This is a genomic window from Rufibacter psychrotolerans (assembly GCF_016924645.1).
GTDB lineage: Bacteria > Bacteroidota > Bacteroidia > Cytophagales > Hymenobacteraceae > Nibribacter > Nibribacter psychrotolerans.
This window is the reverse complement of sequence record NZ_JAFFJV010000006.1, coordinates 110,466-129,015: the sequence shown is the minus strand read 5'-3', so window position 1 is coordinate 129,015 and position 18,550 is coordinate 110,466. Positions and strand designations below refer to the sequence as shown.

Below are 18,550 nucleotides of genomic sequence, written 5' to 3'. Positions count from 1 at the left end.
TTGCCGCACCAGAAACGCCAAGCAGTTCCTCTAAGTGAACCCATATCCGGGCGCCGGCCCGGAAGCTGTAGCAAGTGCCCGGCCTGGCCTGCTTTTGCCTTGTTTTTAAAAATATACCCCAAGAACGCCAATCCTTATCCTATCAGTATACCCTTATCTGGGGTGGACCCACTGCCCTTCCCTTTTACCCATGCCCCTGACCACCAGACGGCACCTTTGGATTGGAAAGACTGCGCATGAGCTGGAAGAGATTTCGGCCTGTAACAACCCCGTTTGGGAAAGCCATTGAATATAAATACTTGAAAGCCCATGATTTATAGGCGTTTTACCCAAAACAGGCCATAATCACCTTATTCAAATAGCGCACATCTCTGAGGCAAACAGATGCATCTCACCCAATAATATAACTATATAAATACAGACAAGAATTATTTCACTTCATCTCCTAGCAATTATACCGTACAAATACCTACTCACCACACCGTATTTAATAGACCAAACTGCTAACCAACCAGTTTTACCGCTTACAAAGAACCATTCACCGACGATTATTTCTATTCAACGGCTTATAAGTCCCATCCGCCGAAATATTTATTTTACAAGGTAGAAATACCTGAATTTTACAGCGTTAGACTTCAATAGAAGGAGGCTCACTCTTGCTTAAACACAGTTTTGAGGCAAGGCAAAGGGAGGCTTTCAACTTAGAGGTCTGCAATGCTTGGATGCACAAATAATTTAATTAAAGTTTATGGTCCAGAAGTTACGAGTCCTGCTGTTTGCCCTCTTACTCCTCCCCTTCACCATGTACGGTGAAGGTTCAAAGCAGCTTACCCCTAACAGATCAACGTCTGCCCTCACCAGCCCCCTGAATGACAAGGCCGGGTACCTGGCACATGACGCCAACTTCCCAAGTGCCTCAGGGGTTTCTATCACCTCCCTGGGTTTCCTGAAGCCCTATGGGTTCACCAGGAACGGGTCTACCTACTCCACCGACCACCGCCTGTATATAAGGGTAAAGAATGGGGAGCGCCTTATGTACGGGGTGCGCAGGGCGGTGCACGACCAAACCTCCGCCAGCCAATCAGACTTGATCATTACCATCCGTCGGGCAGCTTCACCCAGTGACCAGGTGGGTACCATTGTGCAGCAGACCACGCTCCTTCGGAACCGGTACTCCACCAGATCCATGTTGCTGCAGACGGGTCAGGCAGGCGTGATCACCAACGCCACGGAGGTGTCCATTGGGCCGGAGTTCTCCCTTAACGGCAGCACCCGCAACGCCGGGGGGTATACACCCTTAACCTTCATCAACGGCACTGGTTCTGACCAGGACTACTGGGTGGAATTCACGCAGGATGGCGAACCTAGCTGGACTGATGACGGCCGGAGGTTCTCAGTGTATGACTTGTGGGATTTCACCGTGGTAGACGCTAACGGCACAGAAAAGCCGGGCCGTTTGCACAGCAAGTTGTGGTCTTTCTCTGCGGGGGGCACCGGCAATGTGTTCTCCAAAGACTTCAACATGTACCCGCTTATTCCCAGTGCAGACCAGACAGGCAAGTACTTCGTTAAGAAAATAGAGCTGGCCGGAATTGCCCCGCAAAACTTCTTCCGGTTTGTGACCAACAGCAAAGGCTCCACCGCTGCCGCCGGTTCTTCTGACACCCACCGGAGAAAAAGCCAACTGAGCCAAACCGACTATCCAGAGTATGCCAACTTTGTAAACAACCCAGACCCTGAGATCTGGCCAAGTGCCGAGGCGCCCGAGTTTACCGTAAAGATCAACTCCAGTTGCAACACCTCTACCAACGGTGGCAAGTCTGTGTTCAGCCTCAACACCAGCGAGGCCAGTACCTTTATCGTCTTGATCAACCTGAATGGCGTAGACGGGTACCAGGCCGGTACCGCCGACGTGCTGCTGGAGTCTACCGGCGCGAAAGGAAACCGCACCGTTGAGTGGAACGGCCTGAACGGCTTAGGCCAGGTAGTTCCCAACAATACCAACCTAAACTATTTCTTCCGGAACAACAGCGCCCCGGTGCACTTCCCCGTGTGGGACGCTGAGGCCAATGCCGATGGCTACAGGGTAGAAGACGTGCGCCCCTTGGCTGGTTCTAACTACAATGGCCTTCTTTTCTGGGATGACACCAACCTGCCCACCTCCTCGTTCCCGGCACCGCAAACGGAGCTGTTTGGCGTGGCTTCTACGGGTGGCGTTCACCGATGGGGCTCTGCTTCTTCCATTGCCGGTGACCTCAAGACCGTGAACACCTGGACCTACGGCTATACCGGCTCCAGCACCCAGACCTCCCTTTTCACCTATGACTGCAGCGCAGACGTAGCGGTGACCAATACCGCCGCCAGCGCTCCGTACACCATTGGCAAACCGTTCACCTATACCGTAACGGTAACCAACAACGGCCCTATTGCCGCCAGCAACATAAGGGTCACCGACCTGCTGGACCCCGCCAAGCTGCAGTTCATCAGCTCTTCCGATGCCGCCAACTACGTTCCCAGCACCGGCGTCTGGACGGTGGGTTCCCTGCTGACAGGTGCCTCCAAAATTCTCACCATTACGGCGTCACCTAAGGTACTGGGCGACATCTTTACCACCGCCACCCAAACCCATACAGAGCCAGACAAGGTGGAGGCCAACAACAGCGCCACCGCCCTCATCAATGTACAAGCCGCCGCCGACATTGAGGTAAAGAACGTAAGCGATAAGACCACCTACAACAACGGCGACCTGGTGACCTATACCGTTACCGCCAAAAACCTTGGCCCCAATCCCGCCACTGGTGTAGTAGTAACCGACAAATTGCCTACAGGCCTGACCTTGGCAGGGACTGCGCCGGCAGGCTACGACGTGGCTACCGGCAACTGGACAGTAGGCTCCCTGGCCGTGAATGAGACCAAGACGCTTACCCTGGTAGCCCGCACTTCGGCCCTGGGGGCCATCACTACCACCGCCACCCTGGGCAGCCGCAGCGGGTTTCAGGTGGATGAAGTCAGCAGCAACAACACGGCCTCTACCACCATTACCGTTGCGCCTTCGGCCGACGTGGCTGTCACTAGCACCGTTTCTTCCGCCAACCCAGGCCAGAACGAAGAAGTGATGTTCACCATCAAAGCCGCCAACAACGGCCCCAACAACGCTACTAACGTTTCTGTCGCCAACCAGCTACCGGCGGGCATGGTGGTTACCAGCACCAGCGCCAGTTTAGGCTCCTTCAATGCTTCTACCGGCGTTTGGTCCGTAGGAACCATTGCCTCGGGCGGCAGCCAAACCTTAACCGTGTACGCCAAGGCCGCTGCAACGGGCAGTTACACCCTCACCTCTACCCAAACCCACCCCGAGTTTGACAGCCAGAGCGGCAACAACTCAGCCTCCAGCACCATTGCCGTAAAGTCCACCGCCGATGTGGCCGTGACCAACACGGTGAGCGCTCCCACAGGAACTACCTACACCACCGGGGAAACCGTTACCTACACCGTACGGGTGACCAACAACGGCCCAAGCGCCGCCACCAACGTGGTGGTAACAGACAAGCTTCCTGGTACCCTGACCTATGCCCATACAAGCAACAAAGTTTCTACCGGCACCAGCACCTACAACGCCAGCACCGGTGACATTACCTGGACCGTGGGTACGCTGGCCAGTGGTGCCACCGCCACTATGACGTTTACCGCCACTATCAACCAAAGTGCCGTCATTACCACTACCGCTACCCAGACGCATACTGAGTATGACAACGTAAGCAGTAATAACAGCGCCTCTAACAACATCCGGTCGGGCACCGGCGTTGTCACCGCAGATATTGCCGTGGCGGTTTCTACCCCACAACCCGCCTATTACACCAAGGAGGCCGTGCCTTTCAAGGTTGTGGTGACCAATAACGGACCAGACGCCGCTACCAACGTAACCCTCGCGGCGGCCCTGCCGGCCGGGTTCTCCCTTACCTCTACCAGCCCTGCAACTGGTACTTACAGCAATGGCCTATGGACGATTCCGTACCTGGCCGCTGGTGCCTCCACAGAGTTGCTCTTGACTGGTACGCCTCACGCAGACACCTCGGTACCCGGCGACAAGAACTACACGTTCTCCGCCAGCCGCACCGGCACCCCGGTGCAAGTAGACGATGTAAGCACCAACAACTCCGCGGCTACCACCCTTGTAGTGCGCAAAGCCGCCGATGCTTCCCTGGCCCTTACCGTGACCAGCAATGATCCGGCCGGCAATTATTACCATAACCTCACCGAGGCCACCTTCCGGATGACCGTAACCAACAATGGCCCAGACGTCATTACCAACCTTCAAGGCATTGACACCCGCACCAGAACTCTGAACTTCATTCCGTCTGGCCTGGTGGTTCCTTCGGGCACCAGCTACAACTTTGACAATGGTATCTGGAACGTGGGCACTCTGGCCGTGGGCGAGTCGAAAACCCTGGAGTTGAAAGGGGTGCCTAACACCACCGGCCGCCTTAACCTGGGCGGTAACATCACCGGCCAGGACCAATTTGACCCTGTCTCCGGAAACAACCAGGCCGTGGCGCTCCTCAACGTGTTGCCGGTGGCAGAACTGGCGGTTACCAACACGGCCGCCGCCGCTACCTTCTTCAACGGGCAGGAAACCAGCTTCACGGTAAGGGTACAGAACAACGGCCCAGATGCCGCCACGGGAGTGGTCATTGAAGACAAGTTGCCCGCCGGGTTAGCCTTTGTGAGCGCCACCGCCTCCTCGGGCGCTTACAATCCGGCCACCGGCCGCTGGACCCTGGACTCTGATGTGCTACCCGGCGCAGAAAATGCCCAGATCCTGGTCATCAGGGTGAAACCGCAGCGTGCCGCCACCTATACCACCACCGCCTCTGTAGTGGCCACCAACCAACACGACAACGTGGCCAGCAATAACAGCCAAACTGCCTCCATCCAGGGCGCTGCCACCGCCGACATTGCGGTCAGCAGCACCATTGTGAGCGGCCCTTACTACGTAGGTGGTCAGTACCAGGTAAGTGTCACCGCTACCAACCTGGGGCCAGACCCGGCTACCGGCGTGGTCATTGCCTCTGGCGTGGCCCCGGGCCTTATCCTGGTGACCGGCAGCGGCACCCCGGCTCCTGGCACCTCCATTGACCCGGCCACCGGACTCTGGACCATTGGCACCCTGGGCGTGAACGAAACCAAGACCCTGACCTTACTGGCCCAGCCCACCACCATTGGCGTGCTGAACAGCCTGGGCTACAAATACGCCGCCAATGAGTATGACCCAGAGGGAGGTACCACCAAAGACGGCAACAACAGCACCGTCATCCACCTCACGGCCATTGACCGGGAGGCCACCGCTGAGGTGCTGCTTACCAACAGGCACATGTTCCTCTTCAACACCGGCGACCACATTGCCGTCCTCACCGATCCAGACGGTCCTATCCAGTCGGCGGAGGTTATTGGCGGCACGTTGCCCAAGGGCATGCGCCTGCAGGGCAACGGCGAACTGGAGGTAGCCTACAAACACGCGCTGGTGCCCGGCACCTACACCCTCACCATCCGGACGACGGATGCCGTGGGCGGAGTGAGCGAGACCGCCGTTTCTTACATGATCTCGGGCGACTGGGACAATGATGGCGTTGCCGATGTGGATGATCTGGACGACAACAATGACGGCATCATCACCGAGCAGGAAGTGGCAAACCCAACCGGCGACCATGACGGCGACGGCGTGTACAACTACCTTGACCCAGACTTTGTGCACCCGGTGTACGGCGCTTTCAAAGACCTGAACCATGACGACATCCACGACGGGTTTGACATTGACTTAGACGGCATGATCAGAGGCTACGACATTGACATTGACGGCGACGGCATCCCGAACGCCATTGAGGCCAACGGCGGCGTGGCCCCCGAAGGGTACAACCCGCTCACCGGCACCTTCACCAGTGGAGTAAACAAGTCTGGGATTCCGCTGGCGGTGCTGGGTGCCGACGGCAAGGTAAAACTTCCGAACCCGGATACAGACGGTGACGGCTACAAAGACTTCCAGGACACCGATTCTGACAACGACGGCATCCTGGACAACATAGAGGCGCAGTCTACCTTCGGGTTTACGGCCCGCACCGGCTCAGACAGCGACCATGACGGCTTAGACAACGCCTATGACCCCACCTGCGGCTGTGAAACAAACGGCACCGCCGTGGCCATTGTGAACACAGACCGCACCGACCTGCCAGATTACCGTGACACCAACAGCGACAATGACCAGTACGAGGACTTCGTGGAGGCCCTGGACGATGACCAGGACGGTATCACCTTGGGCGACTACAAGACCCGCGCCGCGGCCTTTGAGGCCAAAACCGGAAAAGGCTACTACACCACCCAAGACAGCAACCAGAACGGCATCCCTAACTGGCTGGAAAGAGTAAACGGCACCTTCGCCTTCCTGATCCCGGGCAACCAGTACTACAGAGACACCGATCTTGACGGCCTGGTAGATTTGTTTGACGCCGAAGCTGGCGGCGCGATTGTGACCCAACAGCTGGTCCTGAAACCGGGCACCACAGACCAATACGAGTATGCCGCCCGCCTGAACGATCTGGCTACCCCGCTACCGGTAACCTTGCTCCACTTCACGGCCAAGGCGCAGGCGAACGGCGTGGTGCTGAACTGGGCTACCGCCGCGGAGAAGGACAACGACTACTTCCAGGTAGAGCGCAGCCTGGACGGTAAGAACTTCAGCGCCATCGGGCAGGTGAAAGGCAACGGCACCAGCAACGTGCGCCTGGACTACCGCTTCCTTGATGCCACCGCCCCGGCCGGCACCCTGTACTATCGCCTCAAGCAGGTAGACACAGACGGCAAGCATGAGTACAGCAAAACGGTGGCGGTGCAAACCAAAGCAGGTGCCACCCCGGCGGTAACCGTGCGGGCCTACCCTAACCCAACCTCTGAGGCGGTGCACCTGGACCTTACCGCCGTAACGGCCCCCCAGGTAACCGTAACCGTGTACGCCCTGGACGGCCGCCTGGTGAAAACCCTCAAGACCCAGGGAGGCGCGGTGCAGCGCCTTGACCTGACGGACGAAGCCGCCGGCACCTACCTGGTGAAAATCCAGGGCACCGGGGTAGACACCGTGGTTAGAGTAGTGAAGCGCTAAATAACCTGGCAACTCCCATACAAAGAAAAAGAGCGGCTCCCCCGGGGAGCCGCTCTTTTTTTGCGGTTTACCTTCCTTCATCCGTGTCAGAGGGGTTTTCACGAAAACAGCCCCAAAAGGGAGGCTGCCGCTATTCCTCGTCGTCCAGGTAGTAGTCGCCGGGGTGGCCCGCCGCCGACTCGTCGCTGAAGCGGGTGATGTCTTTCATGAAGTTGTCGTGAATCTGCTTGATCTTGGGCGACTCGCCCACGTGCTTCTTCAGGATCTTGGCAATCTGGCTGGCCTCCTCCAGGTAGAACATGTCGTCGGTGGCGGTGCCCAGCTTGTCGGTGTCTACCTGCAGCAGCTCGGCCTGCAGGTCCATCAGGGCCGGGTCGTCCTCGCCGTACATGATGAGCGTGCCGTGCAGCTTGCTCAGCATCTCGTTGAACAACTCCCCTTCGTACGGAAGGTTCACCTCCTCGTCATCGTCGGCGCCAAAGCCGCCGCGCCCTTTCAGGGGGTCATCGTCGTCAAAATCATCGTCGTCGTCAAAGGAGAACTCATCATCAAAATGGTTACTGTTGAAGTCATCGTCGTCGTAACCATATTCGTCGTCGTAACTGCCGCGTGGTGCCATGCCTGTTCTGTTTTAATTCTGTCTAAAAATGCTGTTTGCCCAAGTTCTGATGGTCTCCTTTTTACGTTCCTGTTTCAAAAAGTGCACGGTAAAAAGGCAAAACTTTACAGGTTGTTTTGCGTTTTGGGCCTGTTTGGGCAAAAATAGCGTAAAAACTAATTATTGCTGTTTTTTGAGGCCAGGCTCTTGTTTTTAGGGCCTTTTTCTGGATTCCACGCCAAAGAGACAGCCCATTTTAGGCCCGTAGCGTACATGATGGGCAAACCCTCAACCCGCGCACCCATGCTCCCACCCCTCACGCCCCAAGAACTGGTCCTTCGGCAGAAAGCCTTCTTTGCCACCGGGCAAACCAAACCCCTGGCCTTCAGGCTCAAGATGCTCCGGCGCCTGCAGAAGGTAATCCGGCAGGAAGAAGCCGCCGTGCTGGCGGCCCTGCAGGCCGATTTCAGGAAGCCGCCGTTTGAAACGTTCGCCACCGAGGTGGCCATCCTGCAGGCCGAGATCAAGTTCATGCTGAAGCACCTGCGCCAGTGGGTGAAGCCGCGCCGCGTGAAGGCCAGCTTCCTGAATTTTCCTTCCAAGGATTATATTTACCCCGAGCCGTACGGGGTGGCCCTGGTCATTGGGGCCTGGAACTACCCGTTTCAGCTGACCCTCTCGCCGGTGCTGGGGGCCATTGCCGCCGGTTGCTGCGCCATCTTAAAACCCTCTGAGCTCACGCCCGCCACCAGCCAGCTCCTGGCCCGCCTGCTGCAGGAACACTTCCCGCCCGATTACCTGACGGTGGTGCAGGGCGGCCCCGAGGTGAGCCAGGCCTTGCTGGAACAACCCTTTGACAAAATCTTCTTTACGGGCAGCGTGCCGGTGGGCAAGATTGTGGCGCAGGCGGCCGCCAAACAGCTCATACCCGTCACGCTGGAACTGGGCGGCAAGAGCCCCTGCCTGGTAGACGAAACCGCCGACCTGGCTGTGGCGGCCAAACGCATTGTGTGGGGGAAATTCATCAACGCCGGACAAACCTGCGTGGCCCCCGACTACCTGCTGGTGCAGGAAACGGTGGCGGCTCCCTTGCTGGAGCACCTGGCCGCTACCCTGCGGGAGTTCTACGGCCCAGACCCCGCCCAAAGCCCCGACTTTGCCCGCATTATCAACGACCGCCACTTCCAGCGATTGAAGGCCCTGCTGGGGAACGTGGAGGTGTACGCCGGCGGCGAAACTGATGCCCGTCACCGCTACATTGCGCCTACCCTGCTCACCCAGGTCACCTGGGAGCAGCCCCTCATGCAGGAAGAGATTTTTGGGCCACTGCTGCCGGTGCTTACCTTTAAAACGCTGCCCGAGGCCATTGCGCAGGTGAACGCCCGGCCCAAGCCCTTGGCGCTCTACTTTTTCTCCAAAGACAAGCGCGCCAAGGACATGGTGCTCACGCAGACCTCCTCGGGTGGGGCGTGCATCAATGACACGGTGTCGCACCTGGCCAACCCTTATCTGCCGTTTGGAGGGGTGGGCACCAGCGGGCACGGCAACTACCATGGCAAGGCCAGCTTTGACGCCTTCTCACACCACAAAAGCGTGCTCAAAAAACCCTCCAAACCCGACCTGCCCTTGCGCTATCCGCCGTACGCCAAAAAGTTTGCCTGGATGCGAAAAGCCTTCAAATGGGTATAAATCTGGGCGTGCCCTGTAGAGCAGTCTCAACAGTTTGGGCGCAGTGAATTGACTTTGAGATTTAGGGCCTGTTTCAGCGAAAACGGCCCTAAAACAGCTTTGGAAACCGTTGTCTCTACCTGGCCTCTTCTGCCGGCCTGATCATTTTGATGTGGTCAATGCCGTCTTCGTCATACACGTCGCTGGACTGCACAAACCCGAACCGCTCGTAGAATTTCCTGGCGTAGAGCTGCGCCCCGATCTTGATGGCCCCCGGCCCGAACAGGCGGTGGGTTTCGTCAATGGCCTTCTGCACCAGCTGCTGCCCCACCCCGGTTCCGCGCACGGCGGCGCTGGTGATGATGCGGCCAATGGAACGCTCTGGGTAAGAAACCCCGGCCGGCAGCAGGCGCGCGTAGGCTTCCAGCGTGCTGCCCTGGTAAAACAAAAGGTGGTGGCATTGGGCATCTAACCCATCGGGGTCCAGGAACACGCAGTTCTGCTCCACCACAAACACCGCACTTCTCAACTGCAACAGATCGTAGAGTTCCTGGGGCGTGAGCTCCCCAAAGGCCTTGGTTATCATTGTAAACGCCATCATGCCGCGAAACTAGCCTATCTGCCCCAAAGCACCAATCTTTGCCGGCGTAACCGCGCATTTGCTGCCTTTTTTTGCCGCCTGAGGCTTACCTTGCCGCGCAATGCGCCTGGCACGGGTTCTTCTCCCCTGGCGCACCCTTATTTGGCGTGGTCCTTTCCGTTTTTCGGCGCGATCTCGTATGCATTACCTTTACCAAAACTACCCCACATGACTACCTCTGCTTACAAGGCTTTTCTGTTTGACATGAACGGCACCATGATCAACGACATGGAGTTCCACACCAAAGCCTGGCACCACATTCTTACCCATGACCTGAACGCAAACCTTACCTGGGACGAGGTGAAGGTGCAGATGTACGGCAAGAACAGCGAGGTGCTGGACCGGCTCTTCGGGCCGGGGCACTTCTCCCCCGAGGAAGCCGACCGCATCTCCCTGGACAAGGAGAAGGCGTACCAACAAGAGTATCTTTCGCACCTCCAACTCATCAAAGGCCTGGACCGTTTTCTGGAAAAGGCGAAGGAGCACCAGATCAAAATGGCCATCGCTACGGCCGCCATCACGTTCAACATCGATTTCACGGTAGACAACCTGCATATCAGGCATTACTTTGACGCCCTGATCAGCGCCGACGATGTCACCAAAAGCAAGCCGCACCCCGAGACTTTCCTGAAAGCCGCCGCCGAACTGGGCGTAGCCCCCGAAGATTGCCTGGTGTTTGAAGACGCCCCCAAAGGCGTGGAAGCCGCCCTGAACGCCGGCATGGATTGCCTGGTCATCACCACCATGCACACGCAAGACGAGTTCCCGGCGTACGGCAACATCATCGGGTTTGTGGAGGACTATACCGCTCCCGGGCTAGATGCGCTTTTCACCAGCAGGGAAAAGATCAAAGGCTAACCTGTTTTTAGCCTGTTTCCTGAAAAGCAGGCCAGCAACCGGCCTTTGCGGCTGTCTACCGCTGGCGCGAGCGTCCCACTCGTGTCCGCTCGTATGCCAAATCTTGTTTTAGGCTTATTTTCTAAAAACAGTCCATAAGCAGGTTGCATCTTTTAGACCGCTGGTTTTGGGTTCGCTGGCGCGAGCCTTCGGCTCGTGTCCGCACGCATGGCGGAGCCCTCTTTGCTTGTCTTTCCTGAGGCTTGAGGTTTGGCTGTGCTCTGACTCACCCAACCCACTTTGTCATCTTGGAAAGATCTTGTGGGCAAACTAGACAAGCCCTGGAGAAACGCTGCTACCGTTCGCCCACAAGATCCTTTCAGGATGACAAAATAGAGAGGAAGTAATAGAACAGAGAGAACTACGGAATAGAGAGCAACAGAACAGAAAAAACTACGGAACATAGAGGCACAAAAAAGAGAAATCAACGGAACAGAGGGAGCAACGGAATAGACACAGCGAATGTACCTACCCACTGCTGTGCGTGCGGAGACAGAATAGAGAGGCAACAGAATAGAAAGAGCATATCTGCCATGCGTGCGGACACGAGCGGGACGCTCGCGCCAGCGATGGGTTTGCGCAGTTGAGCGCCAATGCGGGTGGAGCACTGATTTACCGGTTTTGGGCCTGTTTTCTTCAAAACAGGCCCAAAACCGAAAACAGGCCCAAAACCGGTTGCCATTTTACCCGAACAGGTTGTTGGTGAACTGCACCTTGATGCCCAGCTGGAAGTCTGAGATGGTCTTGAAGATTTCCTTGAGGGTGACCTGCTCAATTTTGGTGAGGCTGTTCAGGTCCAGGTAATTGTCTGGCTCTATTTTGTCGTGCATGATCTGGCTGGCCTGTTTCCGCAGGCGCAGGCCCATGAGGTAGTAGTACGACTGCATCAGTTCCTGGCACTGTTTCTCGGTGAACACGCCGGCCTCGGCCAGGGCCTCTATGCGCTCGCCGGTGTTGGTCTTGAAGATGCGGTTCTTGAGGGCGTACACCCGCACCAGGTCCACAATGGGCGTCATGGCTTTCTTGATGTCAAACACTTGCTGCGAGCCTACGGTAAAGGTTCTGATGTTGTTGAAGAACGTAAGCGGCGGCTCATACTGCAGGGCATTCTTGGCCATGTGGAAGAACAGCCGCGGCATGGGTTTCTGCAGTTCCTCGTCCAGGTAAGACACCAGCTCCTGCATGATGCTGGCCTCGCCGTAAATGTAGCGGCAGTCAAAGAAGGTGGAGAACTTAATGGCCGTTTCGGGCAGGATTTCCTGCATCCAGCCGTGGTAATTGCGTTTCCAGTGCGAGAGCGAGTGCGTCCACTTGGGGTTCTTGGCCATGTAGCCGCCCGTGCAGTAGCTGAAGCCAATGTAATCCAGCCGCTCAGACACCATTTCCGCGAACCTGAGGAAGTATTCCCGCACCAGTTCGCGCTGCTCGTTGGCCTTGTCTTCGTAAATGATGGCGTTGTCCTGGTCGGTTTTGAGGGTTTGCTCTTTGCGGCCCTCACTGCCCAGCACCATGAACACAAACTTGGCCGGAGCCGGGCCGCAGATGGCTATCACTTCCTCAATCACCTTCTGGGCAATGGTGTCGGCCACGGTGGTGATGACCTGGTTGATGATCTCGGGCTTGGCGCCGCGCAAGAGCAGCTGCATCACAATCTCGGGCACCTGCTTCCACTTGCTCCGGAGCTCGTTGCCCGACCGCGCCAGCTTCACCGACTGGATGAACATGAACGGCGACTGGGCCTGCTCGCTCAGGAGCTTGCTGCGGCTGATCATGCCCACGTACTGGCCGTTCTCCTCAATGAGCAGGTAGCGCGTCTTGGTGCGGAACATGAGCAGGATGGCCTCGTGCATGTACGCCTCCTTCTTGATGGACACTATGGGGTTGTCCATGATTTCCTTCACCTGCCCGCGTACGTCTTCCTGGGCGGCCACCACGTTGTCGCGCAGCGTAATGTCGGTGATGTAGCCCACAATCTGGCCCACTTCGTTCTTCACAAAGATGCAGCTGGTCTTGTGGTCGGCCATGATGCGGGCGGCGGTGTAGATGGGCGTGGTGCTGGCGCAGGTCACCAGTTCGCGGTACTCCAGGCTCTCAATGCGGCGCGAGTACAGCTGGTCGGTGGCGATGTAGTTTTCCTCAAACGAGGTGGGCCGTTTCACAAAGTGGGCGAACTCCTCGTTGAGCATGCGCAGGGCAAACTCGTGGGTGAAGTAGTGCAGGAAGTTCTCGTTGGCCTTGGCCAGGGCCCTGAAGTCTTTCTTGGGCAAGTGGTACACCACCGTGCCTTTCTTGGCAATGACCGTGCGCAGTGACTTTTTGCGGTTGAGCAGCATGGAGACCCCGCCGTAGCAGTAGCCCGGCCCGTGGTGCTCCAGCACCCGTTTGTTCTGGGCGCTGTCGTAGAAAAACGACTCGTACTCCCCTTCCACAATCAGGTCTACGCCCTTTAGCTTGGTGGCCTCCTGGTGGTAGATCACGGCGTCTTTGGAGTAGCTCACTTCCTGCAACAGGTCAATGACCCCTAACAGGACATCATCCCCTAACAAGTGGAACGGCTTTACACCTTTCAAGAATTGCAGACGGTCGTTCATAGCAGGTAAAAAAGTAGTAGAACAGTAAGGGCAAGAGCCAGGGCCCAGATAACCCAGCGGGGCAGCCGGGGCCCTGGCCGGGCGGCTTTCCTACGGGTATTCTTGTTTTGCTGCTGCCAGGTTACGGTGGCGTCTGTGATGACGCGGCGTTTCCGCAGCTCAAAGTAACACTCGGCCGTGGCCCTGGCGTCTACCACGGCATTGTGCTGGTCTTGCAGCGTTTTATGGAACAGATGGGTGTACAGTTCGCCTAGACGCAGGTATTTGCGGTGCGGTAGCAGGATGAGTTCAGACGAGGCCGCCATGGTGCAGAACTGGGGCAGCCCCGTAAACGGATTGGGCCAGCCCTCGCGGAAGAAATCGGCGCTCAGAACGTGGTAGTCAAACTCCATGAAATGCCCCACTACCATGGGTTGGTACTGCTGCAGGTCTTGCTGCAAAACGGCCAACACCTCTGCCCTGCCTTTGCCGTGGGCCCTGAGAAACTCGGGGGTTAGGTGATGCACCGCAATGGACGCCGGAGTCACCTCAAACCCCTCTGGCCTGATGAAGTGGTCTTCCTGCTTTACCAGCTCCCCGCCTTTGGTATAGACAAACCAGGCCACCTGCACGGTGTGCGGCCAGTTACCCTCTTTGGCGTACGGGGCCTCCCAGTCTTGGGGCAAGCCCGAGGATTCAATGTCGATGAACAGCAGGTAGTCTTTCACGCGTGGCGGGTTGGCGTTGGTGCCTCTTGGGAAACGCACAGCTAAAATTACGGAAACGGTTGCATACTCCACGCTTTACCGCAGGAAAGCAGCATGCCAGCGGAAAAGCCTTCTACCGTTCCGCTAAAAAGGGGCGGGCCAAAACCGGGTGCACACAGAAAGAGCGGGCTTTTTGTACCCGCTCTTTCTGTGTGTTTCTGTGCTGTTTTACCAGAATCTGACGTAAAGCGCACTCACCAGCAACATGGTAATGATGATCAGGATCAAGGTGGAGTTAGACACCCGGAACATGGAAGTATCCAGTTCAAACGCTTTCGGGTTGACCCTAGGCCCCAGCAAACTCAGCACCACCATCACAATCATGGTGAACAGGAAGGCCAGGCCCATGCAGATGAGGAACGGGATCTCATAGCCGCCTTTGCCGTTGGGGTACGCCGTGTACAGGAACGTCTCGTTCCCGAACCAGGCCGGTGCATAGTTGTTGAACACCACCGACAGCACGAAGCCCGTGAACAGACCGGCAATGGCCGCCGTACCCGTGGTGCGCTTCCAGAACATGCCCAGCAGGAACATGGCAAACACCCCCGGGCTAATGAAACCGGTGTACTTCTGGATAAAGGTAAAGCCGCCCTCGCCGCCAATGCCCAGCAGGTCATCCCAGGTCAGGAAGATGGAGAACACCATAGACGCCACAATGGTCAGCTTCCCTACCGACACCAGCTTTTGCTCACTGGCGCCTTTGTTGATGTACTTCTGGTAAATGTCAAGCGTGAAGATGGTGGAAATACTATTGGCCTTGCCCGCCAGCGAGGCCACAATGGCCGCCGTGAGGGCCGCCAAAGACAAGCCTTTCATACCCGTGGGCAGGAAGCCCAGGATGGCCGAGTAGGCGTTGTCGGCGTTGAAGTGCCCGCCCGGGGCCATTTCTTCCTGCAAGGCGCCGTTCTTGTACAGCACATACGCCGCAATACCGGGTAGCATTACAATAATAGGCATCATGAGTTTCAGCAGGCCGGCAAACAAAATACCGGTACGGGCGGTGTGCAGGTCGGCGCCCAGGGCCCGCTGGGTGATGTATTGGTTACAGCCCCAGTAATTGAGGTTCACAATCCAGATACCGGCGAAGTACATGCCAATGCCCGGCACCATCAGGTATTTGTTGATCTCGGCCTGGGTGGCATCCGGGCCCGGCTTGTCAAACACCATGTGGAAGTGCTCCGGCGAATCCTGCAGCAGTTTGTTGAAGCCCGCAAACATATCGGTACCCAGCCCGAAGTGCTCACTCACCAGCACCAGAGCGGTGTAGGTAGTGGCCAGGCCTCCCAGGATGAGGACTGTCACCTGAATCACATCGGTGAAGCCAATCACCTTCATCCCGCCCAGGGTGATCACAATGGCGAAGACCGCCAGCGCCACCATGATCAGGTGAAAGTTCTCGCCCCCGGCCAGGTTACTGATGGCCAGCGCCCCCAGGAACAAGATAGAAGTAAGGTTCACAAACACGTAGAGGAACAGCCAGAAAATGGCCATCACCAAACTGGTGGTCTGGTTGTACCGGTTCTCCAGGAACTGCGGCATGGTGAAGATCTTGTTCTTGAGGTACACCGGAATGAACCACACGGCCACAATGATGAGTGCCACGGCGGCGATCCACTCATACGCGGCCACGGCCACCCCTACCACAAACCCGTTCCCCGACATGCCGATGAACTGCTCAGCCGAGATGTTGGAGGCGATGAGGGAGGCCCCGATGGCCCACCAGGTCAGCGAGCCTTCGGCCAGGAAATAATCTTTGCTGTCGGCCTGGGTACTTTGCTTCTTGCGGTAAATCCAGTATCCATAGCCCGACACGATGATGAAGTACACTATGAAGATGACATAGTCTATGGTGGCGAATTTGCTCATATAAAAAGGTTACAGATGAAGGAACAGGGTAACAAGCTCATGGAGAGAACTTCCTGGATAGAAAACAGGCCTTGCGAAATACCCAAGGCCTGTTTTCAACTCATTTTTTTAAAATTAGCGGTAAACCTGATAGTAGGCTTCGCTCCAGCGCAATTCATTCTTGAACTGGCCCAGTTTGGTGTCCCGGTCAATGAGCACGCACTCAATGCCAGCCATCTCAGCGAAGTCTTGCAGCATTTCAGAAGAAACGTTCTGGCTGTAGCAGGTATGGTGCGCTCCGCCGGCCAAGATCCAGGCGGCGCAACCGGTTTTCATGTCTGGAAGTGGTTTCCATAACACGCGGGCTACCGGCAGGTTAGGCAGCTCGGCCTGCGGCTCCACGCCTTCCACCTCGTTCACGATCAAGCGGAAACGGTTGCCCATGTCCACAATGGACGCGTTGAGGGCAGCTCCACCCGACACGTTGAATACCAGACGCACCGGATCAGCCTTGCCGCCAATGCCCAGCGGGTGAATCTCGCAGGAAGGTTTCTCTGAGGCCAAGGCCGCGTCTACCTCTAGCATGTGCGAACCTAACACCAACGAGTTGTTCGGGTCAAAATGGTAAGTATAGTCTTCCATGAAGGCGTTAGCACCTTCCAGACCGCTGCCCATTACTTTCATGGCGCGCACCAGGGCTGCTGTTTTCCAGTCACCTTCCCCAGCGAACCCGTAACCATCGGCCATCAGGCGCTGCACCGCTATACCTGGTAATTGGATCATGCCGTGCAGGTCTTCAAAAGTATCTGAGAAGCCTTTGTAGCCGCCGTCTTCCAGGAACCTGCGCAAGCCCAGTTCAATCTTGGCCGCCTCGCGCAGCGACTCGCGCTGGGCACCGCCTTCTTTCAGGGCATCCACCACGTTGTACTGCGTTTCGTACTCCTGCATCAGGCCTTCAATGGCCTCGTTGCTTACTTCATTGATCACCTTCACCAGGTCGCCTATGCCGTGGGTGTTCACCGCGAACCCGAATTTAAGCTCGGCCTCTACTTTGTCGCCCTCGGTAACGGCTACGTAGCGCATGTTATCGCCAAAGCGCACGAACTTAGCGCCCTGCCAGTCAAACCAACCGGCGGCCACGCGGCACCATCTGCCAAGCTGCTCCAACACCTCGGGGTCTTGCCAATGGCCTACTACCACTTTGCGGTTGATGCGCATGCGAGATACCATGAATCCAAACTCGCGGTCACCGTGGGCGCTCTGGTTCAGGTTCATAAAATCCATGTCAATGGAATTCCACGGAATGTCGCGGTTGAATTGGGTGTGCAGGTGCAGCAAAGGCTTTTGCAGCACGTTCAACCCTCTGATCCACATTTTGGCCGGGGAGAACGTGTGCATCCAGGTGATGACTCCAATACAGTTTTCTGCTACGTTTGCCTCCTGGCAGATCCGGAAGATTTCCTCGGTGGTTTTAACGGTTGGCTTGAAAACCACCCGAACCGGAACCTGAGCCGCTCCGTCTAAACCTTTCACTATTTCCTGAGAATGCGCTGCTACTTGGTTCAGCGTTTCTTCGCCGTACAGGTGTTGGCTTCCGGTGACAAACCAAACCTCAAACTGTTTTAAATCAATCATTTTATTCTTCTTTTAGGCGGTTATCTTCTGTGAGGGACTGAAAAGCACCGTCTGGTTATGTATAGGGTTGATAATTCTGTTATTGACCGTAGTAGGAATGTGGTCCGTGCTTACGCTCATAGTGCTTCCGGATGAGGGAATCTTTCAGACGAGGCACATCTTGCCTGATCTGCTCCGTGAGGAACGCCATTCTGGCCACCTCCTCTACCACGGCACTGTTGTATACGGCTTTTTTGGCGTCTTTGCCCCAGGTGAACGGCGCGTGGTTGCCCACCAACACCATTTCCACCTCTTCATAGCTGATGCCTTTGATTTCCAGGTAATCCATGATTTGGAAACCGGTCTGGTACTCATAATCGCCCTGGATCATCTCGTCAGACATGGGCGGGGCACAGGGGATGTCAGCGGTGGTATGGTCTGCGTGCGTGGTGCCGTAGATGGGGATGTCGCGCTGGGCCTGGGCCCAGGCCGTGGCGTAGGTAGAGTGCGTGTGCACAATACCCCCGATTTTCTCCCAATGCTTGTACAGCACCGCATGGGTAAGCGTGTCTGAAGACGGACGCAAGGTTCCTTCTACGGTATTACCGTCAAAGTCTACAATCACCATTTTTTCCGGCGATAGGTCCTCGTAAGGCACGCCGCTGGGTTTAATGGCGAACACTCCCAGATCACGGTCAGCGGCGCTCACGTTCCCGAAGGTAAAAAGCACCAAACCCAGTTTGGGCAACTGCATGTTGGCTTCGTAAGCCTCTTGTCTGATATGCTGGTATTGGCTCATGA

10 protein-coding genes are annotated in these 18,550 nt (G+C 56.6%); 3 read left to right on the top strand and 7 right to left on the bottom strand.

Annotation, left to right across the window (positions count from 1 at the left end; genetic code table 11):
- The first annotated feature begins 748 nt into the window (after positions 1-748).
- Positions 749-7,150 (top strand): T9SS type A sorting domain-containing protein, encoded by a 6,402-nt coding sequence (locus tag JT718_RS07340; RefSeq protein ID WP_205501584.1) that lies wholly within the window; start codon positions 749-751, stop codon positions 7,148-7,150.
- 130 nt (positions 7,151-7,280) lie between these two features.
- Here JT718_RS07340 and JT718_RS07335 read toward each other — a convergent pair whose 3' ends face one another.
- Entirely contained in the window at positions 7,281-7,769 is a 489-nt protein-coding gene (locus JT718_RS07335) for a hypothetical protein (protein ID WP_205501583.1), read from the bottom strand.
- Between the two features lie 282 nt (positions 7,770-8,051).
- Here JT718_RS07335 and JT718_RS07330 point away from each other — a divergent pair, with 282 nt between their 5' ends.
- Entirely contained in the window at positions 8,052-9,437 is a 1,386-nt protein-coding gene (locus JT718_RS07330; protein ID WP_240336985.1) for an aldehyde dehydrogenase, read from the top strand.
- A gap of 115 nt (positions 9,438-9,552) precedes the next feature.
- On the opposite strand, the gene JT718_RS07325 is transcribed toward JT718_RS07330, so the two are convergent.
- Positions 9,553-10,002, bottom strand: coding sequence for a GNAT family N-acetyltransferase (locus JT718_RS07325; RefSeq protein ID WP_240336984.1), 450 nt, complete (start codon positions 10,000-10,002; stop codon positions 9,553-9,555).
- Between the two features lie 222 nt (positions 10,003-10,224).
- Here JT718_RS07325 and JT718_RS07320 point away from each other — a divergent pair, with 222 nt between their 5' ends.
- On the top strand, positions 10,225-10,914 hold the full coding sequence (locus JT718_RS07320; RefSeq protein WP_205501581.1) for an HAD family hydrolase: 690 nt from the start codon (positions 10,225-10,227) through the stop codon (positions 10,912-10,914).
- A 722-nt stretch (positions 10,915-11,636) separates the two neighbouring features.
- On the opposite strand, the gene JT718_RS07315 is transcribed toward JT718_RS07320, so the two are convergent.
- From JT718_RS07315 to JT718_RS07295, 5 genes are all read right to left on the bottom strand, one after another.
- On the bottom strand, positions 11,637-13,544 hold the full coding sequence (locus JT718_RS07315; RefSeq protein ID WP_205501580.1) for a DUF294 nucleotidyltransferase-like domain-containing protein: 1,908 nt from the start codon (positions 13,542-13,544) through the stop codon (positions 11,637-11,639).
- Positions 13,541-14,290 carry a 3'-5' exonuclease gene (locus tag JT718_RS07310; RefSeq protein ID WP_205501579.1) on the bottom strand — a complete coding sequence of 250 codons (750 nt, stop codon included), beginning with the start codon at positions 14,288-14,290 and terminating at the stop codon, positions 13,541-13,543. The genes JT718_RS07315 and JT718_RS07310 overlap by 4 nt, the downstream gene beginning before the upstream one ends.
- 168 nt (positions 14,291-14,458) lie before the next feature.
- Positions 14,459-16,156 (bottom strand): sodium:solute symporter family transporter, encoded by a 1,698-nt coding sequence (locus tag JT718_RS07305; protein ID WP_205501578.1) that lies wholly within the window; start codon positions 16,154-16,156, stop codon positions 14,459-14,461.
- 114 nt (positions 16,157-16,270) lie between these two features.
- On the bottom strand, positions 16,271-17,770 hold the full coding sequence (gene araA, locus JT718_RS07300; protein ID WP_205501577.1) for an L-arabinose isomerase: 1,500 nt from the start codon (positions 17,768-17,770) through the stop codon (positions 16,271-16,273).
- 79 nt (positions 17,771-17,849) lie between these two features.
- On the bottom strand, positions 17,850-18,548 hold the full coding sequence (locus JT718_RS07295; RefSeq protein WP_205501576.1) for an L-ribulose-5-phosphate 4-epimerase: 699 nt from the start codon (positions 18,546-18,548) through the stop codon (positions 17,850-17,852).
- Positions 18,549-18,550 lie beyond the last annotated feature (2 nt).